At 59.0% G+C, this 24,042-nt stretch carries 29 protein-coding genes; 28 read left to right on the top strand and 1 reads right to left on the bottom strand.

Annotated features, from left to right (window positions below):
- Window positions 1–16: 16 nt before the first annotated feature.
- The 3 genes from AC2FLP_RS01125 (at window position 17) to AC2FLP_RS01135 (ending at window position 3,245) form a co-directional block, all read left to right on the top strand.
- Window positions 17–688 carry an HAD-IA family hydrolase gene (locus tag AC2FLP_RS01125; RefSeq protein ID WP_299894619.1) on the top strand — a complete coding sequence of 224 codons (672 nt, stop codon included), beginning with the start codon at window positions 17–19 and terminating at the stop codon, window positions 686–688.
- 39 nt (window positions 689–727) lie between these two features.
- Entirely contained in the window at window positions 728–1,918 is a 1,191-nt protein-coding gene (locus tag AC2FLP_RS01130) for a DegT/DnrJ/EryC1/StrS family aminotransferase (protein WP_299894616.1), read from the top strand.
- Window positions 1,919–2,081: 163 nt separating this feature from the next.
- Window positions 2,082–3,245 (top strand): isovaleryl-CoA dehydrogenase, encoded by a 1,164-nt coding sequence (locus AC2FLP_RS01135; protein ID WP_117868389.1) that lies wholly within the window; start codon window positions 2,082–2,084, stop codon window positions 3,243–3,245.
- 53 nt (window positions 3,246–3,298) lie between these two features.
- Here the strand turns inward: AC2FLP_RS01135 and AC2FLP_RS01140 are convergent, their stop codons facing one another.
- Window positions 3,299–3,901, bottom strand: coding sequence for an OmpW/AlkL family protein (locus tag AC2FLP_RS01140; RefSeq protein WP_117872632.1), 603 nt, complete (start codon window positions 3,899–3,901; stop codon window positions 3,299–3,301).
- 136 nt (window positions 3,902–4,037) lie between these two features.
- Here AC2FLP_RS01140 and AC2FLP_RS01145 point away from each other — a divergent pair, with 136 nt between their 5' ends.
- From AC2FLP_RS01145 to nuoK, 25 genes are all read left to right on the top strand, one after another.
- Window positions 4,038–5,564 (top strand): AMP-binding protein, encoded by a 1,527-nt coding sequence (locus AC2FLP_RS01145; protein ID WP_496681296.1) that lies wholly within the window; start codon window positions 4,038–4,040, stop codon window positions 5,562–5,564.
- Window positions 5,561–6,037, top strand: a complete 477-nt coding sequence (locus AC2FLP_RS01150; RefSeq protein ID WP_496681293.1) for a hypothetical protein — start codon at window positions 5,561–5,563, stop codon at window positions 6,035–6,037. Before AC2FLP_RS01145 ends, AC2FLP_RS01150 begins: the two co-directional genes overlap by 4 nt.
- Window positions 6,034–7,638 (top strand): carboxyl transferase domain-containing protein, encoded by a 1,605-nt coding sequence (locus AC2FLP_RS01155; protein ID WP_496681290.1) that lies wholly within the window; start codon window positions 6,034–6,036, stop codon window positions 7,636–7,638. Before AC2FLP_RS01150 ends, AC2FLP_RS01155 begins: the two co-directional genes overlap by 4 nt.
- 1 nt (window position 7,639) lies before the next feature.
- On the top strand, window positions 7,640–8,065 hold the full coding sequence (locus AC2FLP_RS01160; protein ID WP_496681288.1) for an ASCH domain-containing protein: 426 nt from the start codon (window positions 7,640–7,642) through the stop codon (window positions 8,063–8,065).
- Window positions 8,066–8,070: 5 nt separating this feature from the next.
- On the top strand, window positions 8,071–10,005 hold the full coding sequence (locus tag AC2FLP_RS01165; RefSeq protein WP_496681286.1) for an acetyl/propionyl/methylcrotonyl-CoA carboxylase subunit alpha: 1,935 nt from the start codon (window positions 8,071–8,073) through the stop codon (window positions 10,003–10,005).
- A 78-nt stretch (window positions 10,006–10,083) separates the two neighbouring features.
- Window positions 10,084–10,935, top strand: a complete 852-nt coding sequence (locus tag AC2FLP_RS01170; RefSeq protein WP_299894596.1) for a hydroxymethylglutaryl-CoA lyase — start codon at window positions 10,084–10,086, stop codon at window positions 10,933–10,935.
- Window position 10,936: 1 nt separating this feature from the next.
- Window positions 10,937–11,719: a crotonase/enoyl-CoA hydratase family protein gene (locus AC2FLP_RS01175; protein WP_299894594.1), complete on the top strand. Its 783-nt coding sequence runs from the start codon at window positions 10,937–10,939 to the stop codon at window positions 11,717–11,719.
- Between the two features lie 194 nt (window positions 11,720–11,913).
- A complete protein-coding gene (locus AC2FLP_RS01180) occupies window positions 11,914–12,279 on the top strand; it encodes an NADH-quinone oxidoreductase subunit A (RefSeq protein ID WP_050602775.1) in 366 nt (121 codons plus the stop codon).
- Entirely contained in the window at window positions 12,270–12,803 is a 534-nt protein-coding gene (locus AC2FLP_RS01185) for a NuoB/complex I 20 kDa subunit family protein (RefSeq protein WP_010442777.1), read from the top strand. Before AC2FLP_RS01180 ends, AC2FLP_RS01185 begins: the two co-directional genes overlap by 10 nt.
- 11 nt (window positions 12,804–12,814) lie before the next feature.
- Window positions 12,815–13,420: an NADH-quinone oxidoreductase subunit C gene (locus AC2FLP_RS01190; RefSeq protein ID WP_117868397.1), complete on the top strand. Its 606-nt coding sequence runs from the start codon at window positions 12,815–12,817 to the stop codon at window positions 13,418–13,420.
- A complete protein-coding gene (locus tag AC2FLP_RS01195; RefSeq protein ID WP_010442775.1) occupies window positions 13,420–13,593 on the top strand; it encodes a hypothetical protein in 174 nt (57 codons plus the stop codon). The genes AC2FLP_RS01190 and AC2FLP_RS01195 overlap by 1 nt, the downstream gene beginning before the upstream one ends.
- A gap of 1 nt (window position 13,594) precedes the next feature.
- The gene (locus AC2FLP_RS01200) at window positions 13,595–13,717 is read left to right on the top strand and encodes a hypothetical protein (protein WP_256367742.1); all 123 of its coding nucleotides are present in this window, start codon (window positions 13,595–13,597) and stop codon (window positions 13,715–13,717) included.
- Window positions 13,717–14,940, top strand: a complete 1,224-nt coding sequence (locus tag AC2FLP_RS01205) for an NADH-quinone oxidoreductase subunit D (protein WP_205511898.1) — start codon at window positions 13,717–13,719, stop codon at window positions 14,938–14,940. Before AC2FLP_RS01200 ends, AC2FLP_RS01205 begins: the two co-directional genes overlap by 1 nt.
- Window positions 14,940–16,079 (top strand): NADH-quinone oxidoreductase subunit E, encoded by a 1,140-nt coding sequence (locus tag AC2FLP_RS01210; protein ID WP_496681280.1) that lies wholly within the window; start codon window positions 14,940–14,942, stop codon window positions 16,077–16,079. Before AC2FLP_RS01205 ends, AC2FLP_RS01210 begins: the two co-directional genes overlap by 1 nt.
- Window positions 16,080–16,109: 30 nt before the next feature.
- Window positions 16,110–16,331 (top strand): DUF5337 domain-containing protein, encoded by a 222-nt coding sequence (locus AC2FLP_RS01215; RefSeq protein ID WP_299638355.1) that lies wholly within the window; start codon window positions 16,110–16,112, stop codon window positions 16,329–16,331.
- Between the two features lie 12 nt (window positions 16,332–16,343).
- Window positions 16,344–17,642 (top strand): NADH-quinone oxidoreductase subunit NuoF, encoded by a 1,299-nt coding sequence (gene nuoF, locus AC2FLP_RS01220; protein ID WP_299894579.1) that lies wholly within the window; start codon window positions 16,344–16,346, stop codon window positions 17,640–17,642.
- 5 nt (window positions 17,643–17,647) lie between these two features.
- Window positions 17,648–18,064, top strand: coding sequence for an MAPEG family protein (locus AC2FLP_RS01225; protein WP_117868402.1), 417 nt, complete (start codon window positions 17,648–17,650; stop codon window positions 18,062–18,064).
- Between the two features lie 37 nt (window positions 18,065–18,101).
- Window positions 18,102–18,452, top strand: coding sequence for a hypothetical protein (locus AC2FLP_RS01230; protein ID WP_496681277.1), 351 nt, complete (start codon window positions 18,102–18,104; stop codon window positions 18,450–18,452).
- Window positions 18,453–18,550: 98 nt separating this feature from the next.
- Window positions 18,551–18,955: a DUF5333 domain-containing protein gene (locus tag AC2FLP_RS01235; protein ID WP_117868404.1), complete on the top strand. Its 405-nt coding sequence runs from the start codon at window positions 18,551–18,553 to the stop codon at window positions 18,953–18,955.
- A 5-nt stretch (window positions 18,956–18,960) separates the two neighbouring features.
- Entirely contained in the window at window positions 18,961–20,982 is a 2,022-nt protein-coding gene (gene nuoG / locus AC2FLP_RS01240) for an NADH-quinone oxidoreductase subunit NuoG (RefSeq protein ID WP_299894572.1), read from the top strand.
- A gap of 204 nt (window positions 20,983–21,186) precedes the next feature.
- Complete coding sequence (gene nuoH, locus AC2FLP_RS01245) at window positions 21,187–22,224, top strand: NADH-quinone oxidoreductase subunit NuoH (protein ID WP_299894569.1); 1,038 nt, start codon at window positions 21,187–21,189, stop codon at window positions 22,222–22,224.
- 1 nt (window position 22,225) lies between these two features.
- Entirely contained in the window at window positions 22,226–22,720 is a 495-nt protein-coding gene (gene nuoI / locus AC2FLP_RS01250; protein ID WP_299638336.1) for an NADH-quinone oxidoreductase subunit NuoI, read from the top strand.
- Window positions 22,717–23,124 carry a carboxymuconolactone decarboxylase family protein gene (locus AC2FLP_RS01255; protein WP_299894566.1) on the top strand — a complete coding sequence of 136 codons (408 nt, stop codon included), beginning with the start codon at window positions 22,717–22,719 and terminating at the stop codon, window positions 23,122–23,124. The genes nuoI and AC2FLP_RS01255 overlap by 4 nt, the downstream gene beginning before the upstream one ends.
- Window positions 23,124–23,726, top strand: a complete 603-nt coding sequence (locus AC2FLP_RS01260; RefSeq protein WP_085821135.1) for an NADH-quinone oxidoreductase subunit J — start codon at window positions 23,124–23,126, stop codon at window positions 23,724–23,726. Before AC2FLP_RS01255 ends, AC2FLP_RS01260 begins: the two co-directional genes overlap by 1 nt.
- A 4-nt stretch (window positions 23,727–23,730) precedes the next feature.
- The gene (nuoK, locus tag AC2FLP_RS01265; protein WP_005984024.1) at window positions 23,731–24,036 is read left to right on the top strand and encodes an NADH-quinone oxidoreductase subunit NuoK; all 306 of its coding nucleotides are present in this window, start codon (window positions 23,731–23,733) and stop codon (window positions 24,034–24,036) included.
- Window positions 24,037–24,042: the final 6 nt, after the last annotated feature.

Raw genomic sequence — 24,042 nt, forward strand, 5'->3', positions numbered from 1 at the left:
CGAGCAAGGGGGCTAAATGCGCACCGTCATCTTCGATCTAGATGGTACTTTGGCGGATACATCCGGCGATTTGCTGGCTGCTGCGAACCATTGTTTCCGCGAGATGGGGCACGGGGATGTACTGGTCCATGGCGCAGATTCAGGTATAGCGCTGCGAGGTGGACGCATGATGTTGACCCACGGGTTAAAACGTGTCGGGGCCTATGACGAGGATACAGTCCAGGCCTACTATCCGGTTCTGCTTGAAGCTTATGCTCGGGACATCGACACCCACACCAGTTTCTATCCCGGCGCACTACAGGCGGTCGAGTTGCTGAGCAACGCAGGTTACGGTGTTGGCATTTGCACAAACAAACCGGAACATCTGGCCGAATTGTTGCTGACACGCATGGGGGTGCGGGACCGTTTTGCTTCTTTGGTCGGGGCCGATACGCTGCCGGTCCGCAAACCGGACCCGGCTCCGCTGCGGGAAGCTGCGCGCCGTGCCGGGGGCGATCCGGACTGGTGCGTGCTGGTCGGAGATTCGGATACTGACCGCAATACCGCAAAAGCGGCAGGCGTTCCTTCGGTGCTGGTTACCTTCGGCCCATCGGGGGATGACATGGCGGCTTTGGAACCCGAAGCACTGCTGCATCATTTTGATGATTTGCCCGGCCTCGTGCCCGATCTGATCGGTGCGGCAGCCTGAAACCTTGACCGGACCCTTTCGGAGCCTCAGAACAAGACCATGACCGACGTATTCTCTGGCAGCTTTACGCAGCAGGAACCCCTTCCGGAAGATGCAATCGACGCGGCTCTGGCCGTTCTGCGCCATGGGCGTCTGCATCGTTACAATGTCGCCCCCGGAGAGTTGGGGGAAACGGCCTTGCTGGAGCAGGAGTTTGCCGCCCAGATGGGGGCCAAATACTGCCTGGCGGTTTCGTCTGGCGGTTACGCTCTGGCCACAGCCTTGCGCGCGGTTGGCGTGCAACCCGGCGATCCGGTTCTGACCAATGCGTTTACACTGGCGCCGGTGCCGGGGTCGATTGCCTCAGTCGGAGGGCGGGCAATCTTTGTCGGTGTGACGGACGGCCTGACAATTGATCTGGATGATCTTGAGGTCAAGCTGGATCAGGCTCGTGTTCTGATGCTCAGCCATATGCGCGGACATCTGTGTGATATGGACCGGCTAACGCAGATGTGTGACGCAGCCGGCGTGATCGTGATCGAGGATTGCGCACACACGATGGGTGCAGCCTGGCGCGGTCAGTTGTCGGGGCGGCAGGGTGCAATCGGGTGTTATTCCTGTCAGACCTACAAGCATGTCAATTCGGGCGAAGGGGGCTTGCTGGTCACCGATGACGAGGAACTGGCGGCCAAGGCCACGATGTTGTCGGGGTCATACATGCTGTATGAACGCCACTTGGCCGCCCCGGGGCCAGAAGTGTTCGAGCGGATCAAGTACACCACACCCAATGTCTCGGGCCGGATGGACAATTTGCGCGCGGCGATCCTGCGCCCGCAATTGCGGGATCTGGACCGGCAGGTGGGCCGGTGGAACGAGCGCTATCGCGAGATCGAAACCGGGTTGCGCGGCACTCCGGGCCTGACGATTGTCGAGCGGCCCGAGGCGGAAACCTATGTTGGGTCTTCGATCCAGTTTCTGTTGCTGGATTGGTCGCCTGAACGGATAGCTGAAGTCATCAGCCGTTGCGCGGCTCGTGGGGTTGAGCTGAAGTGGTTCGGAGGTGCTGAGCCGACAGGTTTCACGTCGCGCTATGACAGTTGGCGATATTTTGAAAGCCAGCGGATGCCTGAAAGTGACCGCGTTCTGGCCGGCGTGATGGATATGCGCGTGCCTTTGACGTTTTCCCTGGAGGATTGTCGATTGATCGCCCGGATCATCCGGGCTGAAGTGAGTGCGGTTTATCAGTCTTAACTAAGCGGAGTGCGCCTGCGGCGCACGCTCGATCTTTTGAAACGCCGCCTGTTTCGGGCGGCGTTTTCCATTTCAGACGAGCTGTCACAAAGATTGACCGGGAACAGATTCGCTGCTAGAGATTTATTGAACACTTGTTCATTAAAGCGGAGGGAAGACGCAGATGTTCATGGCCACGATGAAGTTCGATCTGGGTGAGGATGTGAATGCCCTGCGCGAGATGGTGCATCGCTGGGCGCAGGAGCGTGTCAAGCCGATGGCGGTTGAGATCGACGCCACGAATGCCTTTCCGAACGAGCTGTGGAAAGAGATGGGAGAGCTTGGTCTGTTGGGTGTCACCGTGCCTGAAGAGTATGGCGGTGCAGGCATGTCTTATCTGGCGCATACGATCGCCGTGGAAGAGGTTGCGCGTGCATCGGCCTCGGTTTCCTTGTCATACGGGGCTCATTCCAACCTGTGCGTGAACCAGATCAAGCTGAACGGCACCGACGAGCAGAAGCAGAAATACCTGCCACGCCTGATTTCCGGGGAGCATGTAGGAGCGCTGGCAATGTCAGAGCCCTCGGCCGGGTCGGATGTGGTGTCGATGAAGCTGCGCGCTGAAAAGCGTAACGACCATTACCGCTTGAATGGCAATAAATACTGGATCACCAATGGACCGGACGCGGATACTCTGGTGGTTTATGCCAAGACGAATCCCGATGCCGGATCGAAGGGCATCACGGCATTTCTGATCGAAAAAGAGATGAAGGGTTTTTCGACCTCGCCCCATTTCGACAAGCTGGGTATGCGCGGATCGAACACGGCTGAGCTTATCTTTGAAGACGTAGAGGTCCCGTTCGAGAACGTGTTGGGCGAAGAGGGCAAGGGTGTGGCCGTGCTTATGTCGGGGCTGGATTATGAACGGGTCGTGCTGGCCGGCATCGGGACCGGCATCATGGCCGCTTGCCTGGACGAAGTGATGCCCTATGTGGCTGAGCGCAAGCAGTTCGGCAGACCCATCGGCAGCTTTCAGTTGATGCAGGGCAAGATTGCCGACATGTACACCGCGATGAATTCGGCGCGGGCCTATGTCTACGAGGTGGCCAAAGCCTGTGATCGGGGCGATGTGACCCGGCAGGATGCGGCGGCGTGCTGCCTTTACGCGTCGGAACAGGCGATGGTTCAGGCCCATCAGGCGGTTCAGGCGCTGGGCGGGGCGGGTTTCCTGTCGGATGCGCCGGTCAGCCGGATTTTCCGGGATGCCAAGCTCATGGAAATCGGCGCAGGCACCAGCGAGATTCGCCGGATGCTGATCGGCCGCGAAATGATGAATGAAATGCTCTGAGAGCAAAAAACGCCCTGCGGATGAGGAAACCGCAGGGCGTTTTGGAGACGGGATCAGAACCGATGGACGTAGGAAACACCGACCAGCCAGGGATCGATTTCCGCAGTGCCGATGGGGGCGCCGTTGAGCGAGACGTCCGAGTCAATGTCGAACCAGCGCACGTTCAGGCGGATCGCCCCGTTGTCGGTGACCATGTAATCCAGACCGGCCTGCAACGAGACGCCGAAGGAGTCATCGACCTTGATGTTACCCAGGGGCGATTGCTCGTCGAAGAAGATCGTATAGTTGAGGCCGGCACCGACATAGGGTTTCCAGGCGCTGTTGGTCGGGAAGTGATAGTTCAGCGACAAGGTGGGCGGCAACTGCTTGACCGTGGCCGCGTCCGTACCGCCAAGGGCAACGGTGTGTTTGAACGGGGTCGCAGCCAAAAGCTCGATACCCAGGTTGTCGCGAATAAAATACTCAGCAGTGAAAATCGGGCGGGTGTCCGCGTCGATCGTTGCTGCCGCACCAGCCAGCGTGCCGTTGTCGGATTTCGGGTCCAGATAGCCAACACCGATGCCCAGCGTCCAGTCCCCTTGCGACTGGGCCAAAGCTGGAGCCGCCAGGGCGACCAGTGCAGTAGACAGTGTCAAAGCGGCGAGTTTCTTTGTCATATTCTTGCCTTTGGTTATGTTGATGCTCTTGGTTTCGCAAAGGCGGTGTCCGGCCACTCTGATCTGCATCAAGTTTGCGTGATGCGTCCGCCCAAGATCACGTCGCGAAGCATCAGGAAAACAAGGGGAATTCGCGTTGCTGCACGCTGAACGCATACCGGGTTTGCGCTCAGAAGGAGGTTGGGACATACCGGACCGGCTGAACATGGCGCAGCAATGTCTGAACCATCCGGCCGATCAGGTGGCGCTTATCGATCTGACCGGATCAGGGCGGCGGCTGACAACCTATGGGCAACTGGCGCAAATGACTGATGGGATTGCCCGCGCCCTGCTGGCCGGCGTCCGGCCCGGTGATCGGATCGGAGTGCTGCTGAGCCAGTCTCCCTGGTGCACAGCGGCGCATCTGGCAATCTGGAAGATCGGCGGGACTTCGGTGCCCTTGTTCAAGTTGTTCAAGCAGGATGCGCTGCGGTCGCGGGCTGGCGATGCAGGCGTTCAGATCGTGCTGACCGATGCCGAAGGGGCGGATCTGCTGGGCGATCTGGCCGAACCTCTGATTGCATCCGAAATTGGCGAGGCGGGTCCGGCTGTACCGTTTGCAGCGACCGGGCCTGAAGATCCGGCTGTATTGATCTATACCTCAGGCACCACGGGCAGCCCGAAGGGCGCGCTGCATGGGCACCGGGTTCTGACCGGGCATCTGCCGGGCGTCTCGATCAGCCACAATCACCTGCGCGAAGGAGACTGCCTTTGGACCCCGGCGGATTGGGCGTGGATCGGCGGGCTGTTCGATGTGCTGATGCCGGGCCTTGCGCTGGGTATCCCGGTTGTCGCGGCACGGCTTGAGAAGTTCACCCCCGAAGCCTGCGCCGAAATCATTGCGCGGGGCGGGGTGCGGAATGCTTTCTTTCCCCCGACCGCGCTGCGGATGCTCAAGGCCGCGAATCAGGCGATCCCCGGTTTGCGCTCGGTCGCGTCCGGGGGTGAGCCGCTGGGGGCCGAGATGCTAGCCTGGGGCCAAGGTGCGTTTGGACTGACGATCAACGAGTTCTACGGCCAGACCGAATGCAATATGGTCGTATCCTCCTGCGCCAAGGATTTCCCCGTTCAACCCGGCTGCATCGGCAAGCCGGTGCCCGGGCATGAGGTCGCGGTGATCGACGATGACGGCAACCCGACCAGCGAGGAAGGCGATGTCGCCATCCGGCGCGGCTCGGCCTCGATGCTGTTGGAATACTGGAACCGACCCGAGGCGACGGCTGAGAAGTTCCGGGGTGATTGGTTGATCACCGGGGATCGTGGTGTTTGGGAGGGGGACTATCTGCGCTTTGTCGGTCGCGATGACGACGTGATCACCTCAGCCGGTTATCGCATTGGCCCCGCAGAGATTGAGGATTGCCTGCTAACCCACCCGGCGGTCGCAACGGTCGGCGTAGTCGGCAAGCCTGACCCGCTGCGGACCGAGATCGTGAAGGCTTATGTGGTGTTGAAACCGGGTGCTGAGGCCACGGGTGCCGAGTTGCAGAAGTGGGTCAAGGACCGTCTGGCGCAGTATTCCTATCCACGCGAGGTGGCGTTTCTGGAGGAACTGCCGATGACGGTGACGGGGAAGGTGATCCGCAAGGAGTTGAAGGCGCGGGCGGCGGGGGAGATTCATGAATGAAACGACTGCTGACACTTTGTGTTTTGACTTTTTGTGCCGCCGGCGGGCTTGTTGCTCAGGGAACGACAGAAACACTGGATGTCCCAACTTGGTTTGACAAATGCACGGCGCTATCCAGCACGGTCATAGCGAACGAAATGGATACTCGATGTATGTCTTCAGCATATGACTATTGCGAACTTGGACATCCGCCCGAGGAACGGCGCGCCTGTATGGAGAAGTTAAACGCTCATCTTCTATCCAAAACTGAAGCAATAGCGGAGGGCTTGCCTGATCAAGTAATAGGTTTGAGTGGCTTCAGGAAATGGTCTTACCCGCGGCGTTTAGAGGAATTCAGAAATGATGAATTCGATCCAGACTGTTCCCAAATGACAGAATTTATGTGCGAGACTTTTAACATCATCGTGCGATGGAGCGCAGCCAGAGATCTTGAACGATTGTCAGTTGCGCCTGGAGGACTGGAAGCAGAATGAAACTCACATCCAAAGCCATGCCCGCCTCTGAGGGCTTCAAGGCAAACCGCGCGGCCCATCTGGATGCGCTGGCGCAAATCTCTGCGGCTGCCGAAGCGGCCCGCATGGGCGGTGGCGAGAAATCCCGCGTGCGGCATGAATCGCGGGGCAAGATGCTCCCCCGTCGGCGGGTGGCGAACTTGCTGGACCCGGGGTCTCCGTTCCTTGAAATCGGGGCGACGGCGGCGCATGGGATGTATGGAGATGCCGCGCCCTGCGCCGGGGTGATCGCGGGGATTGGCCGGGTGCAGGGGCGCGAGGTCATGGTGGTCTGCAACGACGCCACCGTGAAGGGCGGCACTTACTATCCGATGACGGTCAAGAAACACCTGCGCGCGCAGGAGATTGCCGAGGAAAACCATCTGCCGTGCATCTATCTGGTGGACAGCGGTGGCGCGAACTTACCCAATCAGGATGAGGTCTTCCCCGACCGCGATCACTTTGGTCGCATCTTCTACAATCAGGCTCGGATGAGCGCGAAGGGTATCCCTCAGATCGCTGTCGTGATGGGCTCCTGCACGGCGGGCGGGGCCTATGTTCCGGCGATGTCGGATGTGACGATCATCGTGAAAGAGCAGGGTACGATCTTTCTGGCCGGACCGCCTCTGGTCAAGGCTGCGACCGGTGAGGTCGTCAGCGCCGAAGATCTGGGCGGCGGCGACGTGCACACGCGCTTGTCCGGCGTGGCCGACTATCTGGCTGAGGACGACGCCCACGCGCTGGCCTTGGCGCGTCGCGCGGTCGGGTCGCTGAACCTGCGCAAACCGCAGACGGTGGATTGGGCCAGCCCCGAGGACCCGGCCTATGATCCCGACGAGATTCTGGGTGTTGTTCCTGCCGACCTGCGGACCCCTTATGACATCCGCGAGGTGATCGCGCGTCTGGTCGATGGCTCTCGGTTCGATGAGTTCAAACCCCGGTTTGGCGAGACACTGGTGACCGGTTTCGCTCATGTCAAAGGTTGCCCGGTCGGCATCATCGCCAACAACGGTGTGCTGTTCTCTGAGGCCGCGCAGAAGGGCGCGCATTTTGTCGAGCTGTGTTCGCAACGTAAAATCCCGCTTGTGTTCCTGCAAAACATCACCGGGTTCATGGTGGGCAGGAAATACGAAAACGAGGGGATCGCGCGGCATGGGGCCAAGATGGTGACGGCGGTGGCGACCACTTCGGTGCCCAAGATCACGATGCTGGTCGGTGGCTCGTTCGGGGCCGGGAACTATGGCATGGCGGGTCGCGCCTATCAGCCGCGCTTCCTGTGGACCTGGCCGAATTCGCGGATTTCGGTGATGGGTGGTGAGCAGGCGGCTGGCGTTCTGGCCACCGTCAAGCGCGACGGGATAGAACGGCAGGGTGGCACGTGGTCCGCAGAAGAAGAGGCCGAATTCAAACGCCCGACGCTGGATATGTTCGAGGAACAGTCGCATCCACTCTATGCCTCGGCCCGTCTGTGGGATGACGGCATCATCGACCCGCGTAAAAGCCGCGATGTGCTGGCGCTGTCGCTGAGCGCCGCTCTTAATGCCCCGATCGAGGAGACACGTTTCGGCGTGTTCAGGATGTAAGATGAGCGAGAGTTTGAAAGACATCATGGCCCGCTATCCCGGTGCGCAAACCTTCAAATTCGGCGACAACCTCTTGCTGAGTGCAGAGCTTCTGGCTTTGGTCCGTTCTGGCCGTAAAACAGCGACCTGCGATGCGCTCTGCAACTATCCAGACGGCAGTCCTGAAATGCCGAAGCCCGGTCGACGCGATATTGCGCTGAACTGGGATGACACACCGGCTTTGGTCATTGAAACCGTCGATGTCTCGATCAAGCGTTATTGTGATGTGACCGAGGAATTCGCTTTGGCTGAAGGTGAGAATGAAACGCTTGAAGGATGGCGGGAAGATCATCGCCGTTATTTCCAACGAAACGGCGGCTTTGATCCCGAGATGAAACTCGTGTGCGAACGGTTCCGTCTCGTCGAAGATCTGGCAGTGGAAGGGTGAAAGACATGTTCAGTAAAATCCTGATTGCCAACCGGGGTGAGATCGCCTGCCGGGTGATGGAGACGGCTCAGAAGTTGGGCGTGTCCTGCGTTGCTGTCTATTCCGATGCGGACGCGGCGGCAAAACATGTTCAGATGGCGGACGAGGCGATTCATATTGGCGGTCCCGCCCCGGCAGATAGCTATCTGAAAGGGGATGTGATCATACAGGCGGCGCTGGATACCGGTGCACAGGCGATCCATCCGGGCTATGGGTTTCTTTCAGAAAACCCCGGTTTCGTGGATGCGGTTCAGGCTGCGGGTCTGACCTTTATCGGCCCCTCGGCGGATGCGATCCGCAAGATGGGCCTCAAGGACGCGGCCAAGGTGTTGATGGAGCAGGCCGGCGTGCCAGTCGTGCCAGGTTATCACGGGGACAATCAAGACCCCGAACATCTGGCAGGTGCGGCGGACACGATAGGCTATCCGGTTCTGATCAAGGCCGTCGCAGGCGGCGGCGGCAAGGGGATGCGGCTGGTCGAGAAACCGGAGGACTTCGCGGCCGCGCTGGACAGCGCGCGGGGTGAGGCCCGGACCGCCTTCGGCAATGATGCCGTGCTGGTCGAGAAATTCGTGGCCAAGCCCCGTCATATCGAGGTTCAGGTCTTTGGCGATGGTACGCATGCAGTGCATCTGTTTGAACGCGACTGCTCGTTGCAACGCCGCCACCAGAAGGTGATCGAAGAAGCCCCGGCCCCGGGCATGACATTCGAAATGCGTGAGGCTATGGGGCAGGCGGGCGTTCGCGCCGCCGAGGCGATCGGCTATAAAGGCGCAGGCACGGTCGAGTTCATCGTTGATGCCTCTGACGGGCTGCGCCCAGACAGGTTCTGGTTCATGGAGATGAACACGCGCCTGCAGGTGGAACACCCGGTAACAGAGGCCATCACAGGCATTGATCTGGTCGAATGGCAGTTGCGCGTAGCCTCAGGCGAAAACCTTCCCAAAAAACAGGATGATCTGGCGATCTCCGGCCATGCATTTGAGGCCCGGCTTTATGCCGAGGACGTTCCGAAAGGGTTCCTGCCAGCGACGGGAACGCTGACTCATCTGGTTTTCCCTGCCAATTGTCGCGCCGATAGCGGCGTTCGCGCGGGGGACACGATCAGCCCGTGGTATGACCCGATGATCGCCAAAGTAGTGGTGCATGGATCGACACGCGCCGTCGCGCTTGAGACGTTGAACCGGGTGCTGCAACAGACTGAAGTTGCAGGTGCTGTCACAAATCTGGCTTTTCTGGGCGCGTTGACGCGTCACGAAGGATTTGCCTCGGGCGATGTCGATACGGGGCTTATCGGTCGAGATATCGAAGCGTTGGTACAGGAACCTGAGCCATCGGTTGCAACGGCAGTCGCAGCTGCGATGACTGCACTGGATCTTGTGGATGTCGACCCGGAAACCGGGTTTTCTCTCTGGGCGCCGCTGCATCGCGCTGTGCAACTGTCCAGTAACGATGAAGTGCTGAAGTTGGACGTGCAGGTCGATGGGCCGGATCGCCAGATTTGGCAGATTGGCGAGGATCGCGTTGTTGCGGAACGTGCCGCCGGGCGATGGGCGTTGAACGGTAGGCAAATGCCTCGCGTTGCTGCAAACAATGGGACACTGACGGTTTTCACCAACTACGGTCAGAGCTTCGACATCATCGATCCGCTGGACCGGGATGCCAGCACCACAGGCGACACCAATGTGATCGAGGCTCCTATGCCCGGTCTGGTCAAAGCCGTCTTTGCCACAGCGGGACAAACCGTACAGGAAGGTGATCGTCTGGCCATTTTGGAAGCGATGAAGATGGAGCATTCTCTGCTTGCGGCGCGGGACGGGGTTGTTGCCGAGGTGCTGGTCGAGGACGGTTCGCAGGTCGAAGCCGGGGCTGCCTTGGTGAGGTTGGAGGAAGAAGCTTGACCTGTACCCGCGCAACGCGGCGTGCAAAGGTCAGACGATCTTTGTTTGAAGCGACAACAATCCAGAAGGAGGGGCGACATGGGTGACCTGGTCGAAATCTACGAGGTCGGGCCGCGCGACGGGCTGCAGAACGAAAAGCGCGAGATACCGGTGTCAGACAAGATCGCCTTGGTCGATTGCCTCAGCCGTGCGGGTTTCCGCAGGATCGAGGTCGCAAGCTTTGTCTCTCCGAAATGGGTGCCGCAGATGGCGGGATCGGCTCAGGTTCTGGGCGGAATCACCCGAGTGGATGGGGTGCGCTATGCCGCGCTGACGCCGAACATGCATGGATATGGCGATGCGCTGGCGGCCAAGGCGGACGAGATCGCCGTGTTTGCCTCGGCCTCCGAAGGATTCTCGAAAGCCAATATCAATGCCTCTATCGCCGAGTCGATTGAGCGGTTTACGCCGATTCTGGAGGCGGCGCGCCATGTCGACCTGCCTGTTCGCGGTTATGTCTCATGCGTGACGGATTGCCCATACGACGGTCCGACTCCGCCCGAAAAAGTGGCCGAGGTCGCTGATCGGCTTTTTGCGCTGGGCTGTTATGAGGTTTCACTGGGCGACACGATTGGACAGGGGACGCCGGATAAGGTCGCGCATATGCTTCTGGCGGTTCGCGAGAGGGTTCCGGTGACGCGACTGGCGGGGCATTTTCATGACACCAATGGGCGTGCGATCGATAATATCGACGCTGCATTGGCGCTTGGTGTGCGGGTGTTTGACGCAGCCGTGGGCGGGTTGGGCGGTTGCCCCTACGCCCCGGGTGCCGCAGGAAACGTAGCCACCGAGGCTGTTGTGGCGCACTTGCATCGCCTGGGATACGAAACCGGTCTGGATATCGACGTGATTGAAGAGGCGGCGCTGATGACCAGGGCTTTGAGAGGCTGACATGTTTGAAACGATCACGGTCTCGACAGATGTGCGTGGTGTTGCCACGCTCACTCTGAACCGGCGGGAAAAACACAACGCCATGTCGGGGCAAATGATCACTGAATTGACCGAGGCTGCATCACAACTGGGTCAGGATGACGCTGTCCGGGTGGTCGTTCTGGCAGCGGCGGGAAAGACGTTCTGCGCCGGCGGTGATCTGGGATGGATGCAGGACCAGATGGCGGCCGACAAAAAGACGCGTTTTGTCGAGGCGCGCAAGCTGGCCGAGATGTTGCAGGCTCTGAACACAATGCCAAAGCCTTTGATCGGGGCGTTGCAGGGCAATGCCTTCGGTGGTGGTGTGGGAATGGCAGCCGTGTGCGATGTCGCGATTGGGGTCGACAGTCTGAAGATGGGGTTGACCGAAACGCGCCTGGGGCTGATCCCCGCAACAATTGGCCCCTATGTCATCGCCCGCATGGGCGAAGCCCGCGCGCGCCGGGTGTTCATGTCAGCCCGTTTGTTCGATGCTTCCGAGGCCGTTGATCTGGGCCTGCTGGCGAAAGCCGTTTCGGCAGATCGGCTTTCGGACGCGGTTGAAGACGAAATTCGCCCCTATTTGTCTTGCGCGCCCGGGGCGGTTGCCTCTGCCAAGGCGCTGGTACGCTCTCTGGGTCCGCGCATCGACGATGCCGTGATCGATCAGACCATAGGCGAGCTGGTCGAACGGTGGGAAACACAAGAGGCACGCGAAGGGATCGCGGCGTTTTTTGAAAAACGAAAACCTGCATGGAATAAGTAGGTTTTACCAGGTTCCGCCAAGCCAAAGCCAAACGCTGGTACTGCGATTCTATGCCGCGCTGTCAAGCGCAGGTTTGATTGCGAAGGGGGCTGTGTTCGGTTGACCCTCTGACCCCGCAGGGATAGAGAATGTCCAGTCAACATGCCAATTGACGGCGCACCCGACAAGATGCGTGCGCAGGAAAGGAGCTATTCGTGGAAGACCTGCTGCGGGAGTACCTCCCGATTCTGGTGTTTCTGGCCGTTGCCGTGGGCCTTGGGATCGTCTTGATCCTGGCCGCCGTCGTACTGGCCGTCCGCAATCCCGACCCCGAAAAGGTCAGCGCATATGAATGTGGTTTCAATGCCTTCGACGACGCGCGGATGAAATTCGACGTCCGATTCTATCTGGTCTCGATTCTGTTCATCATCTTCGATCTGGAAATTGCTTTCCTGTTTCCCTGGGCGGTGGGCTTCAAGGACATCAGCGATGTCGGGTTCTGGTCCATGATGGTGTTCCTGGGCGTTCTGACCATCGGCTTTGCCTATGAATGGAAGAAGGGGGCGCTGGAATGGGAGTGATGACAGGTGCCAACACTGCCGGTGTCGACAAGGAAGTCGCCACCCAGGCCCTGAACGCCGAGTTGCAGGACAAAGGTTTTCTGCTGACCTCGACCGAAGACATCATCAACTGGGCGCGCACTGGCTCGCTGCATTGGATGACCTTTGGTCTGGCCTGCTGCGCGGTTGAGATGATGCATACCTCTATGCCACGTTATGATGCAGAACGGTTTGGTATCGCGCCTCGGGCGTCCCCGCGCCAGTCGGATGTGATGATCGTGGCAGGAACACTGACCAACAAGATGGCCCCGGCTTTGCGCAAGGTCTATGACCAGATGCCTGAGCCACGCTATGTGATCTCGATGGGCTCCTGCGCGAATGGCGGTGGGTATTACCACTATTCTTATTCCGTCGTGCGTGGATGTGACCGGGTTGTTCCTGTGGACATCTACGTGCCCGGCTGCCCTCCGACGGCTGAGGCCTTGTTGTATGGCCTGATGCAGCTGCAGCGTAAAATCCGCCGTACCGGCACAATTGTCCGCTGAGGAGAGAGCTGATGAGCGAAGCACTCAAGGAACTCGGCACACAGTTGGAGCTGAAACGGTCTGATTGTGTTCTGTCATGGGACGTAACCCACGGCGAACTGAACGTGGACGTGGCACCGTCGAATCTCGTGGAATTCGTCGAATTCCTGAAATCCGACCAGAACTGCAAATTCTCGACTCTGGTGGATATCACCGGCGTGGATTACCCCGAGCGCGCCAAGCGGTTCGACGTGGTGTATCACTTCCTTTCGATGTACCAGAACCAGCGCATCCGGCTGCGGGTCTCGATCCGTGAAGACGACATGGTGCCGTCAATCGTTGACGTGCACCCCTCGGCCAATTGGTTCGAGCGTGAGGTGTTCGACATGTTCGGCATCCTGTTCTCGGGCCATCCGGACCTGCGGCGCATCCTGACCGACTATGGGTTCCGTGGTTACCCACTGCGCAAGGATTTCCCAACCACCGGCTATACCGAAGTGCGCTATGATGAGGCGCAAAAGCGCGTGGTCTACGAGCCGGTCAGCCTGGTGCAGGAATACCGACAGTTTGATTTCATGTCCCCGTGGGAGGGTGCGAACTACATTCTGCCGGGGGATGAGAAACAGGAGACCGAATAATGGGTGGCATCTGGTGGCTGATCCTGTCTGCGCTGACCATCATTCCGATGGTGAAGATTTTGCCGTTCTTCGGGATCAACAAATACTGGTGCCTGCTATGTCTGGTTCCCTTTGGCACGATAGCCTTGCTGTGGTGGGTCGGGCTGAAACTGCAAGAGTTGGAGCGCCGCTGAGATGATGGGTGAGTTGATCATTCTGGGCGCGTTGGGGGTTCTGCTGGCGGGGGCCGCAGCCAAGGCCGCCGAGGCGGAAAAGGTTCGGGTTCGGGCCGATGCGAAAAAGAAACGAGGGCGTTGATGGACGGCTCAAGATACGATGACGGCAGCACGGACGCGCTGAGCGGAGAACAGAAGATCCGCAATTTCAACATTAACTTCGGCCCGCAACACCCTGCGGCGCACGGGGTTCTGCGTCTTGTGCTGGAACTGGACGGTGAGATCGTCGAACGCTGCGATCCGCATATCGGCCTGCTGCACCGTGGCACCGAAAAGCTGATGGAAAGCCGGACCTATCTTCAGAACCTGCCGTATTTCGACCGGTTGGATTATGTGGCGCCGATGAACCAGGAACATGCCTGGTGCCTGGCCATCGAAAAGCTAACCGGGGTCGAGGTGCCGCGCCGGGGCTCGCTGATCCGGGTTCTGTATTCCGAAATCGGACGCATCCTGAACCACCTGCTGAACGTGACCACACAGGCTATGGACGTGGGCGCATTGACCCCGCCGCTCTGGGGTTTTGAAGAGCGTGAAAAGCTGATGGTGTTCTATGAGCGTGCCTGTGGCGCCCGCTTGCACGCGGCCTATTTCCGCCCCGGTGGTGTTCATCAGGATTTGCCGCCGGAACTGCTGGACGATATCGAGGCATGGAGCCACGAATTCCCCACCGTTCTGGACGACATCGACGGCCTGTTGACCGAAAACCGCATCTTCAAACAGCGCAACGCCGATATTGGCATCGTGACCGAGGATGACATCCAGAAATACGGCTTCTCGGGCGTGATGGTGCGCGGATCCGGTCTGGCATGGGATTTGCGCCGCGCGCAGCCCTATGAATGCTATGACGAGTTCGAGTTCCAGATTCCCGTCGGCAAGAACGGCGACTGCTATGATCGCTATCTGGTGCGCATGGAAGAGATGCGCCAATCGCTGCTGATCATCCAGCAGGCCATCGTCAAAATCCGCGACTGCCCCGGTGACGTTCTGGCCCGAGGCAAGATCACCCCGCCGAAACGGTCGGACATGAAGACCTCGATGGAAAGCCTGATCCATCACTTCAAGCTGTACACCGAAGGCTTCCACGTCCCCGCAGGTGAAGTTTATGCCGCTGTCGAAGCCCCCAAGGGCGAGTTCGGCGTCTATCTGGTCGCCGACGGCACCAACAAACCCTACCGCGCCAAGCTGCGCGCACCGGGTTTCCTGCACCTGCAAGCCATGGATTACGTCGCCAAGGGCCATCAGCTGGCCGACGTCGCCGCCATCATCGGCACCATGGATGTCGTATTTGGAGAGATTGACCGCTAATGCTCCGCCGTCTTCATCCCGAACAACCCGAAAGCTTTGCCTTCACCGCTGCCAACCAGCAATGGGCCGAAGCGCAGATCACCAAATACCCCGAGGGGCGTCAGGCCAGCGCGGTCATCCCGCTGCTGTGGCGCGCGCAGGAACAAGAGGGCTGGTTGAGCCGTCCGGCGATTGAATCCGTCGCAGATATGCTGGGCATGGCCTATATCCGTGTGCTTGAGGTTGCCTCTTTCTACTTCATGTTCCAGCTTCAACCGGTTGGCTCGGTGGCGCATATTCAGGTCTGCGGCACGACCTCCTGCATGATCTGCGGGGCCGAAGATCTGATCGCGGTCTGCAAGGAAAAGATTGCGGCGAAAGCACATGCACTTTCTGCCGATGGCAAGCTGAGCTGGGAAGAGGTGGAATGCCTCGGCTCGTGCACCAACGCGCCGATGGCGCAAATCGGCAAGGATTACTACGAGGATCTGACGGCCGAGAGCTTTGGCAGGATCATCGACGATCTGGTGGCGGGCAAGGTGCCGACGCCCGGTCCTCAAAACGGACGTTATGCGGCTGAGCCGTTGAAGGGCCTCAGCAGCCTGACCGAGCATGAAGCTGGCAAGCCGCAATACAACGCCAGTGTTGAGCTGGCGACCGATCTGGGCGACACGGTCAAACGTATCGACGGGACTGAGGTTGCGATCCTGACGCCGTGGCTTGGCAAGGATGGCAAGCAGGCGGGTGCGTCGGCGGCAGCAAAACCTCCGAAATCGCCCGAGGCGCCGAAGCCGGCTGTGAAACAAGCGGCTGAGGCGAAAGCCAAACCTGTTGCCAAGGAAGCCGCGGCCAAGCCCGCAGACGTCACCGAAGATCAGCCCGAGACTCTGACCGCTGCACGCGACGGCAAGGCAGATGACCTGAAGCTGTTGAAAGGCGTCGGTCCCAAGCTGGAGCAGACACTGAACGAGCTGGGTTTCTATCACTACGATCAGATCGCTGCCTGGACGACCGAACACGTGGCGTGGGTTGATGCGCGTTTGAAATTCAAGGGCCGGATCGAGCGCGATAATTGGATTGAACAGGCGGCCAAGCTTGCGGCGGGTGAAGAGACCGAATTTGCCAAACGTGCCAAATCTGAGGGCACGTACAAAGACTAGACGGATGCCCGTCCGGGGTATCAGGGGAATATGGACAAGGACAAGGAACAGGCCATAGCCCGCAAGGGCCGACATATCGGGGTGGTCATCGCTGTGACCATGCTGATCTGGCTTGCAATGAACCTGTTCATTGGCCCCGAGCTGGGTTTGACGACCCGGCACGCTCTGCTGTTTGATCTCGCTGCTCTGGCGGGGTTCATCTATGCGGGGATCAACATTTTTCAACTCTGGCGCATGCGTCAGGACAGCTGAAGGTAACACGCGATGCTGAAGGATCAGGACCGGATCTTTACCAACATCTACGGGATGCATGAGCGCACGCTGAAAGGTGCGCAGGCCCGCGGGCATTGGGACGGCACTGCTGGCCTGATTGATAAGGGGCGCGACTGGATCATCCAGACGATGAAAGACTCGGGCCTGCGTGGTCGCGGCGGCGCGGGCTTTCCAACCGGTCTGAAATGGTCATTCATGCCAAAGGAAAGTGACGGGCGCCCGTCCTATCTGGTGGTCAACGCGGACGAATCCGAACCCGGAACCTGCAAAGACCGAGAGATCATGCGCCACGATCCGCATACGCTGATCGAAGGTTGCCTGATCGCGTCTTTCGCGATGAACGCCCACACCTGTTACATCTACCTGCGTGGCGAATATATCCGCGAGCGTGAGGCGCTGCAGGCGGCGATTGATGAGGCTTATGATGCCGGCTTGCTGGGCAAGAACGCCGCCGGTTCAGGTTGGGATTTTGATATCTTCCTGCATCACGGCGCTGGTGCCTATATCTGCGGCGAGGAAACCGCCCTTATTGAAAGCCTTGAGGGCAAGAAGGGCATGCCGCGGATGAAGCCTCCGTTTCCAGCAGGCGCTGGCCTGTATGGTTGCCCGACAACTGTGAACAATGTGGAATCGATTGCGGTCGTGCCGACCATCCTGCGCCGGGGGGCCGACTGGTTCGCTGGCTTCGGTCGCCAAAACAACGCGGGCACCAAGCTGTTTGCGATCTCAGGCCATGTGAACAACCCCTGCGTCGTGGAAGAGGCAATGTCGATTTCCTTCGAGGAGCTGATCGAGACCCATTGCGGCGGCATTCGCGGCGGCTGGGACAATCTGCTGGCCGTGATCCCCGGTGGATCCTCGGTTCCGTGTGTGCGCGGTGAGAACATGCGCGACGCGATCATGGATTTCGATTATCTGCGCAACGATCTGGGCTCAGGGCTTGGAACGGCAGCGGTGATCGTGATGGACAAGTCCACCGACATCATCAAGGCGATCTGGCGCCTGTCGAAATTCTATAAGCATGAAAGCTGTGGTCAGTGCACCCCATGTCGCGAAGGCACCGGTTGGATGATGCGGGTCATGGACCGTCTGGTGCGCGGCGAAGCTGAACTGGAAGAGATCGACATGCTGTTTGACGTGACAAAGCAGGTCGAGGGTCACACGATCTGCGCGCTCGGCGATGCGGCAGCCTGGCCGATCCAGGGTCTGATCCGCAATTTCCGGGAAGAAATCGAAGGCCGCATCAAGGCACAGAAATCGGGCCGTATGGGTGCGATGGCGGCGGAGTGAACGGGATGGACATGTTTGCAGAATACAGCCACGCGATTTCATCGGTTGTGCTTTTCACACTAGTGGTTCTGTTCCTGGCCCCGTTTTCAGCGCTGGCCAAGCAGGGCAAGGGCCTCGCGCCGGGGGCGACTCCAGAGCAGGATTATTCTGACCAGGCCTATCGTCTGAACCGGGCCTATCTGAACGGAACGGAAACGCTTCCGGCGTTTGTGGCCGTTGTGACCGCGGCGGTTTTACTGGGCGCCAGCCCGTTCTGGGTCAATCTTCTGGCGTCTGTCGCTTTGGTCGCGCGTTTGGTGATGCTGGTGGTGCACTTCAAAGGCATAGGTAAGCCAAACAGTGGCCTGCGGTCCGTGCTGTATGTATTGGGCTGGGCCTGCATGTTTGTGATTGGGCTTATGGCATTGGTGGCGGCGTTCTGATGGCGACCCGGCAGATGAGAACACTAAGAGGGATAATATGACGGTCCGAAAAACCCTTGTAGTCCTGCTGGTACTGGCAAGCGTGTCCGCCTGCGGCATCATCAAGCCGTCGGAAGATCGTCTTCTGTTCGACGGAAAGTCGTTCAAGGCCAAGGCGAAGCCGGTCGACAAGAAAGCATCGCCCACGGACTTTACTGTTGTGGTGAAGGGCGCGTCCGCGTCCTTGGACGGCGCGCGTGAAGCCGGTCGCCATGAAGGAACCAAGTTCTGTGTGCAGAATTTTGGATCTTCCCGGATCGATTGGAAAGTGGGGCCGGATACCGAGCCGCAAAACCTGCGCATCAGTGATGATCAATTGACGTTTGCAGGAAAATGCCAACGGCCATGACACGCATTTTTGCATATCACGACGTGGATTGCAGGCCGTTATTGCCTAGCAAGACCGGACCCTTTCGTTTTGGAACATCCAAAACGAAAGGAAGAACCATGTCTTTTGCAAAAACACTCGCCTTGGCCGCCGTGATCACGTTTCCGGCTGTTGCAGAAGCAAAGCCGCCCTTGAGGGATGTCAAAGAGATCGACGACGAACTCTATTACATCGCCATCGCAAATGAGATCTCCGAATTCTGTCCGTCGATCAGCGGGCGGCGATTGAAAGCGATCAGTGTTATGTGGGGGCTGCGGTCCAAAGCGAACAAACTGGGGTACTCGGACAGTGAAATCCGCTCATATGTCGACTCGGATTCAGAGAAAGACCGGATGCGCGCCAAGGGCGAGGCGTATCTGGCTTCGAATGGCGTGACCTATGACAACCCCAACACGTTCTGCACTCTAGGGCAGAAAGAAATCCAAAGAAACAGCGCTATTGGCGTTTATTTGAGGGCGAATTGAGAGCCATGTCTGACCTCCGCAAGATCAATATCGACGGACAGGAAATCGAAGTCGATGGCGCGATGACCCTGATCCAGGCTTGTGAACAAGCCGGGGTCGAAGTGCCGCGCTTCTGTTACCACGAGCGCTTGTCGATTGCCGGCAATTGCCGGATGTGCCTGGTCGAGGTTGTGGGGGGGCCGCCGAAACCTGCGGCCTCCTGCGCAATGCAGGTGCGTGACCTGCGTCCGGGGCCTGAGGGCCAGCCCCCGGTGGTCAAGACGAACTCACCCATGGTCAAAAAGGCCCGCGAAGGCGTGATGGAGTTCCTGCTGATCAACCATCCGCTGGATTGCCCGATCTGCGATCAGGGTGGTGAATGCGACCTTCAGGATCAGGCGATGGCGTATGGCATGTCCGGATCCCGTTTCAAGGAAGCAAAGCGGGCGGTCGATGATCTGGATCTGGGACCGCTTGTGGGCACCGCAATGACCCGCTGCATCAGCTGCACCCGCTGCGTGCGCTTCACCACCGAAGTTGCCGGGATAACTCAGATGGGTCAGACCGGGCGCGGCGAGGATGCCGAGATCACCTCGTATCTGAACCAGACTCTGGATTCGAATTTGCAGGGCAACATCATCGATCTGTGCCCGGTTGGGGCGCTGACTTCCAAGCCCTACGCCTTTACCGCGCGTCCGTGGGAACTGACCAAGACCGAAAGCATTGATGTGATGGATGCGCTTGGTTCGAACATCCGCGTGGATACGAAGGGGCGCGAAGTGATGCGGTTCCTGCCGCGTAACCATGATGGCGTGAACGAGGAATGGATCAGCGATAAAACTCGTTTTGTCTGGGATGGGTTGCGCCGCCAGCGTCTGGATAGACCTTATGTGCGTGAAAACGGAAAACTGCGCCGGGCCACCTGGCCCGAGGCACTGACCAAAGCCGCAGAGGCCCTGAAAGGCGCCGAGAAGCCTGCCGGTATCGTGGGCGATCTGGCTCCCGTCGAGGCGGTATTTGCGCTAAAACAGCTGATCGAAAGGCAGGGCGGTGTTGTTGAGTGCCGTACCGATGGCGCCAAGCTGCCTGCGGGCAATCGTGGTGCTTATGCCGGGACCGCAGCGATCGAAGATATCGACAGCGCCGAGCGCATCCTGCTGATCGGGACCAACCCGCGCGACGAAGCGCCGGTTCTCAACGCCCGCATTCGCAAGGCCTGGGCACATGGTGCCGAGGTTGCTCTGGTCGGTCCGGCGGCAGATTTGACCTACGATTATCATCATATGGGTGATGACCGTGCCGCGCTGCAAAAGGTCGTCGACATGGGCGGTGATGACGTGATCAAAGGCAAGGCATCTTTGATCATCGTCGGGCAGGGCGCCTTGCAAGAGGCTGACGGCGCTGCTGTTCTGGCTGCCGCGCAAACCATTGCTACCAATACTGAAAGTGGTCTGATCGTTCTGCACACTGCTGCGTCGCGCGTGGGGGGGATGGATGTGGATGCCACCAACGAGGGTGGCATGGACGCCGTCAGCGCCGCTGATGTGATCTACAACCTTGGTGCAGACGAAGTCGAAATTGGCGAAGGTGCCTTTGTTATTTATCAGGGCAGTCATGGAGACCGGGGCGCACACCGCGCCGATGTGATTCTGCCGGGCGCAGCCTATACCGAGGAAAACGGTCTGTTCGTGAATACCGAGGGTCGCCCGCAGCTGGCAATGCGCGCGGGGTTCGCACCGGGCGACGCCAAGGAGAACTGGGCCATCCTGCGTGCCCTGTCTGCCGAATTGGGTGCAACACTGCCCTTCGATTCGCTGGCGCAACTGCGCATTGCGCTGATCGAGGTGGTTCCGCATCTCGCCCGGATTGATGAAGTGGCGCAGAATGAGGTTCAGGCACTGGACGCCGGACCTCTGGGTAAGGCAAATTTCCGCAATACGGTCAGGGATTTCTATCTGACCAACCCAATCGCGCGTGCTTCGCAGTTGATGGCCGAACTTTCGGCGCAGGCACAGGCCCGTAAGTCAGAGAAGATTGCGGCTGAATGAACCACTCCTGTTTCATATCGCAACCAGATGTGGCAGCCGGGTGGCAGATGGCCGCGCCCGAATTGCGTGTGAATTTGAAGATTAAGGGTGGCGCAATGACGGCAGATGCTGTTTACACCAACGCGCCGACCCAGCCGCAAAATGCGCAGGCATCTGGCCTTTGCATCACACGCGGAAAACGGAATACCCACGGTGTGAGGACCAATGGCTGAATTCTTTAACACCCCAGGCGGAATAGCCATCATCATTCTGGCGCAAGTGCTTGCCGTTGTGGCCTTTGTGATGATTTCACTGTTGTTCCTTGTTTACGGAGACCGCAAGATCTGGGCTGCTGTCCAGATGCGCCGCGGCCCCAACGTGGTTGGCGTCTACGGCCTGCTGCAATCGGTGGCGGATGCCCTGAAATACGTGGTAAAAGAGGTCGTGATCCCCGCGGGCGCCGACCGGACTGTCTTTATCCTCGCGCCGCTGACATCCTTCGTTCTGGCGATGATCGCCTGGGCGGTGATCCCGTTCAACGATGGCTGGGTTCTGTCGGATATCAACGTCGCCATACTCTATGTCTTTGCCGTGTCTTCGCTCGAGGTTTATGGCGTGATCATGGGCGGTTGGGCGTCGAACTCAAAGTACCCGTTCCTCGGGTCGCTGCGCTCGGCTGCGCAGATGATTTCCTATGAGGTTTCGATCGGCCTGATCATCATCGGCGTGATCATCTCAACCGGGTCTATGAATTTCGGTGACATTGTACGTGCACAAGATGGCTCGTTCGGGTTCTTCAGCTGGTACTGGCTACCGCATTTCCCAATGGTGTTCCTGTTCTTCATCTCGGCCTTGGCTGAAACCAACCGTCCACCGTTTGACCTGCCCGAGGCGGAATCAGAACTGGTCGCCGGTTATCAGGTCGAATACTCGGCCACACCCTTCCTGCTGTTCATGGCCGGTGAATACATCGCAATCTTCCTGATGTGCGCGCTGACCTCGCTGCTGTTCTTCGGCGGCTGGCTGTCGCCGATCCCGGGCTTGCCTGATGGCGTGCTGTGGATGGTTTCCAAGATGGCGTTCTTCTTCTTCATCTTCGCAATGGTCAAGGCGATCACACCCCGCTATCGCTATGACCAGTTGATGCGACTGGGCTGGAAAGTCTTCCTGCCATTCTCGCTGGTCTGGGTGGTGTTCGTGGCCTTCGCGGCGAAATTCGACTGGTTCTGGGGCGCGTTTGCCCGTTGGAGCGTAGGAGGCTGATATGACCCAAATCGACTACACCCGCGCCGCCAAGTACTTTTTGCTGCAAGACTTCTGGGTCGGCTTCAAACTGGGGCTGAAGTATTTCTTCGCCCCCAAGGCCACCATCAATTACCCACATGAAAAGGGACCTCTGTCCCCGCGTTTTCGCGGCGAGCATGCTCTGCGTCGCTATCCGAATGGCGAGGAACGCTGCATTGCTTGCAAACTCTGCGAGGCGATTTGTCCGGCCCAAGCGATAACCATCGATGCCGAACCGCGCGAAGACGGCAGCCGCCGCACCACGCGCTATGACATCGACATGACCAAATGCATCTATTGCGGTTTCTGCCAGGAGGCCTGCCCGGTCGATGCCATCGTCGAAGGCCCGAACTTCGAATTCGCCACCGAAACCCGCGAAGAGCTGTTCTATGACAAGGAAAAGCTGCTGGATAATGGTGAACGCTGGGAAGCCGAGATTGCCCGCAATCTGGAATTGGACGCGCCGTACAGATGACTGACAGCCCGACAAACCCGTTCGAGCTGATGATGAAGCAGGCTCAGGACATGGCCAAGGCGATGAACCCGGCGATGGAAAACTTCTCGCCCAAGGGTTTCGAGGCGCTGTGGCCGACCATGCCCAAAGAGGTCATGGAGATGATGTTCGGCAACACCGTCAACACCGACGGGCTGGACGCCAAAACGCGCCTGCTGCTGACTCTGGCCGGGCTGACCTGTCAGGGCGCTCAGGCGGACTCGGCGGTACGTCAAACCGTGCGCCACGCGCTTGAGGCAGGTGCCAAGAAACAAGAGATCGTGGAAACGATCGGTCAGATGTCGGTCTTTGCCGGCATCCCGGCCATGACTCGCGCGCTGGATCTGGCGCAAGAGGTCATGGGTGACAACGAGGATGAGGATTAATGACCGTCTTTGCCTTCTATCTGTTTGCCATCAGCGCCATCACCGGCGGGCTGTTCACGGTGATCAGCCGCCAGCCGGTGCACTCGGTGCTGTGGCTGATCCTGTCCTTCCTGTCTTCGGCAGGGTTGTTCGTGCTGCTGGGGGCCGAGTTCGTGGCGATGCTGCTGATCATCGTCTATGTCGGCGCGGTCGCGGTTCTGTTCCTCTTCGTGGTGATGATGCTGGACGTGGACTTTGCCGAGCTGAAGGCCGAGATGGCGCGCTATATGCCGCTGGCCTTGCTGATTGGTCTGGTTATCCTGATGCAGTTCGTCATGGCCTTTGGGGCATGGGACAGCGCGCAGGGCGCGGCGGCCAATCTAGCCCAGCCGGTGCCAGTGGATCGCCACAATACCGAGGCGCTTGGCGTCATCCTTTATGATCAATACTTCCTTCTGTTCCAGCTTGCGGGCCTGATCCTTCTGGTGGCCATGATCGGCGCGATTGTTTTGACACTGCGCCACCGCAAGGACATCAAGCGTCAAGACATCATCGGCCAGATGATGCGCGACCCGGCCAAGGCGATGGAGCTGAAAGACGTGAAACCGGGGCAGGGACTTTGAGACCATGATCGGACTTGAACACTATCTTACGGTCGCGGCGACGCTGTTCGTCATCGGCATCTTCGGTCTCTTCCTGAACCGCAAGAACGTCATCATCCTGCTGATGAGCATCGAGCTGATGCTGCTGGCGGTGAATATCAACCTCGTGGCGTTTTCCAGCTTCCTCGGTGATCTGGTCGGGCAGGTATTCACCCTGTTCGTGCTGACCGTTGCGGCGGCCGAGGCAGCGATTGGTCTGGCCATTCTGGTCTGCTTCTTCCGCAACCGTGGCACCATCGCGGTTGAAGACGTCAATATGATGAAGGGCTAAGAGAAC

It is taken from the genome of Ruegeria sp. CDSA141 (genome assembly GCF_059612005.1).

Coding starts and splice junctions, on each gene's coding strand:
- AC2FLP_RS01185 (WP_010442777.1), top strand. CDS start 12,270: ATGGGAGTGATGACAGGTGCCAACACTGCCGGTGTCGACAAGGAAGTC.
- AC2FLP_RS01210 (WP_496681280.1), top strand. CDS start 14,940: ATGCTCCGCCGTCTTCATCCCGAACAACCCGAAAGCTTTGCCTTCACC.
- AC2FLP_RS01140 (WP_117872632.1), bottom strand. CDS start 3,901: ATGACAAAGAAACTCGCCGCTTTGACACTGTCTACTGCACTGGTCGCC.
- AC2FLP_RS01165 (WP_496681286.1), top strand. CDS start 8,071: ATGTTCAGTAAAATCCTGATTGCCAACCGGGGTGAGATCGCCTGCCGG.
- AC2FLP_RS01190 (WP_117868397.1), top strand. CDS start 12,815: ATGAGCGAAGCACTCAAGGAACTCGGCACACAGTTGGAGCTGAAACGG.
- AC2FLP_RS01230 (WP_496681277.1), top strand. CDS start 18,102: ATGACGGTCCGAAAAACCCTTGTAGTCCTGCTGGTACTGGCAAGCGTG.
- AC2FLP_RS01155 (WP_496681290.1), top strand. CDS start 6,034: ATGAAACTCACATCCAAAGCCATGCCCGCCTCTGAGGGCTTCAAGGCA.
- AC2FLP_RS01135 (WP_117868389.1), top strand. CDS start 2,082: ATGTTCATGGCCACGATGAAGTTCGATCTGGGTGAGGATGTGAATGCC.
- nuoH (WP_299894569.1), top strand. CDS start 21,187: ATGGCTGAATTCTTTAACACCCCAGGCGGAATAGCCATCATCATTCTG.
- AC2FLP_RS01150 (WP_496681293.1), top strand. CDS start 5,561: ATGAAACGACTGCTGACACTTTGTGTTTTGACTTTTTGTGCCGCCGGC.
- AC2FLP_RS01235 (WP_117868404.1), top strand. CDS start 18,551: ATGTCTTTTGCAAAAACACTCGCCTTGGCCGCCGTGATCACGTTTCCG.
- AC2FLP_RS01200 (WP_256367742.1), top strand. CDS start 13,595: ATGATGGGTGAGTTGATCATTCTGGGCGCGTTGGGGGTTCTGCTGGCG.
- nuoF (WP_299894579.1), top strand. CDS start 16,344: ATGCTGAAGGATCAGGACCGGATCTTTACCAACATCTACGGGATGCAT.
- AC2FLP_RS01195 (WP_010442775.1), top strand. CDS start 13,420: ATGGGTGGCATCTGGTGGCTGATCCTGTCTGCGCTGACCATCATTCCG.
- nuoG (WP_299894572.1), top strand. CDS start 18,961: ATGTCTGACCTCCGCAAGATCAATATCGACGGACAGGAAATCGAAGTC.
- AC2FLP_RS01260 (WP_085821135.1), top strand. CDS start 23,124: ATGACCGTCTTTGCCTTCTATCTGTTTGCCATCAGCGCCATCACCGGC.
- AC2FLP_RS01130 (WP_299894616.1), top strand. CDS start 728: ATGACCGACGTATTCTCTGGCAGCTTTACGCAGCAGGAACCCCTTCCG.
- AC2FLP_RS01125 (WP_299894619.1), top strand. CDS start 17: ATGCGCACCGTCATCTTCGATCTAGATGGTACTTTGGCGGATACATCC.
- AC2FLP_RS01170 (WP_299894596.1), top strand. CDS start 10,084: ATGGGTGACCTGGTCGAAATCTACGAGGTCGGGCCGCGCGACGGGCTG.
- AC2FLP_RS01175 (WP_299894594.1), top strand. CDS start 10,937: ATGTTTGAAACGATCACGGTCTCGACAGATGTGCGTGGTGTTGCCACG.
- AC2FLP_RS01255 (WP_299894566.1), top strand. CDS start 22,717: ATGACTGACAGCCCGACAAACCCGTTCGAGCTGATGATGAAGCAGGCT.
- AC2FLP_RS01225 (WP_117868402.1), top strand. CDS start 17,648: ATGGACATGTTTGCAGAATACAGCCACGCGATTTCATCGGTTGTGCTT.
- nuoK (WP_005984024.1), top strand. CDS start 23,731: ATGATCGGACTTGAACACTATCTTACGGTCGCGGCGACGCTGTTCGTC.
- AC2FLP_RS01160 (WP_496681288.1), top strand. CDS start 7,640: ATGAGCGAGAGTTTGAAAGACATCATGGCCCGCTATCCCGGTGCGCAA.
- AC2FLP_RS01205 (WP_205511898.1), top strand. CDS start 13,717: ATGGACGGCTCAAGATACGATGACGGCAGCACGGACGCGCTGAGCGGA.
- AC2FLP_RS01215 (WP_299638355.1), top strand. CDS start 16,110: ATGGACAAGGACAAGGAACAGGCCATAGCCCGCAAGGGCCGACATATC.
- nuoI (WP_299638336.1), top strand. CDS start 22,226: ATGACCCAAATCGACTACACCCGCGCCGCCAAGTACTTTTTGCTGCAA.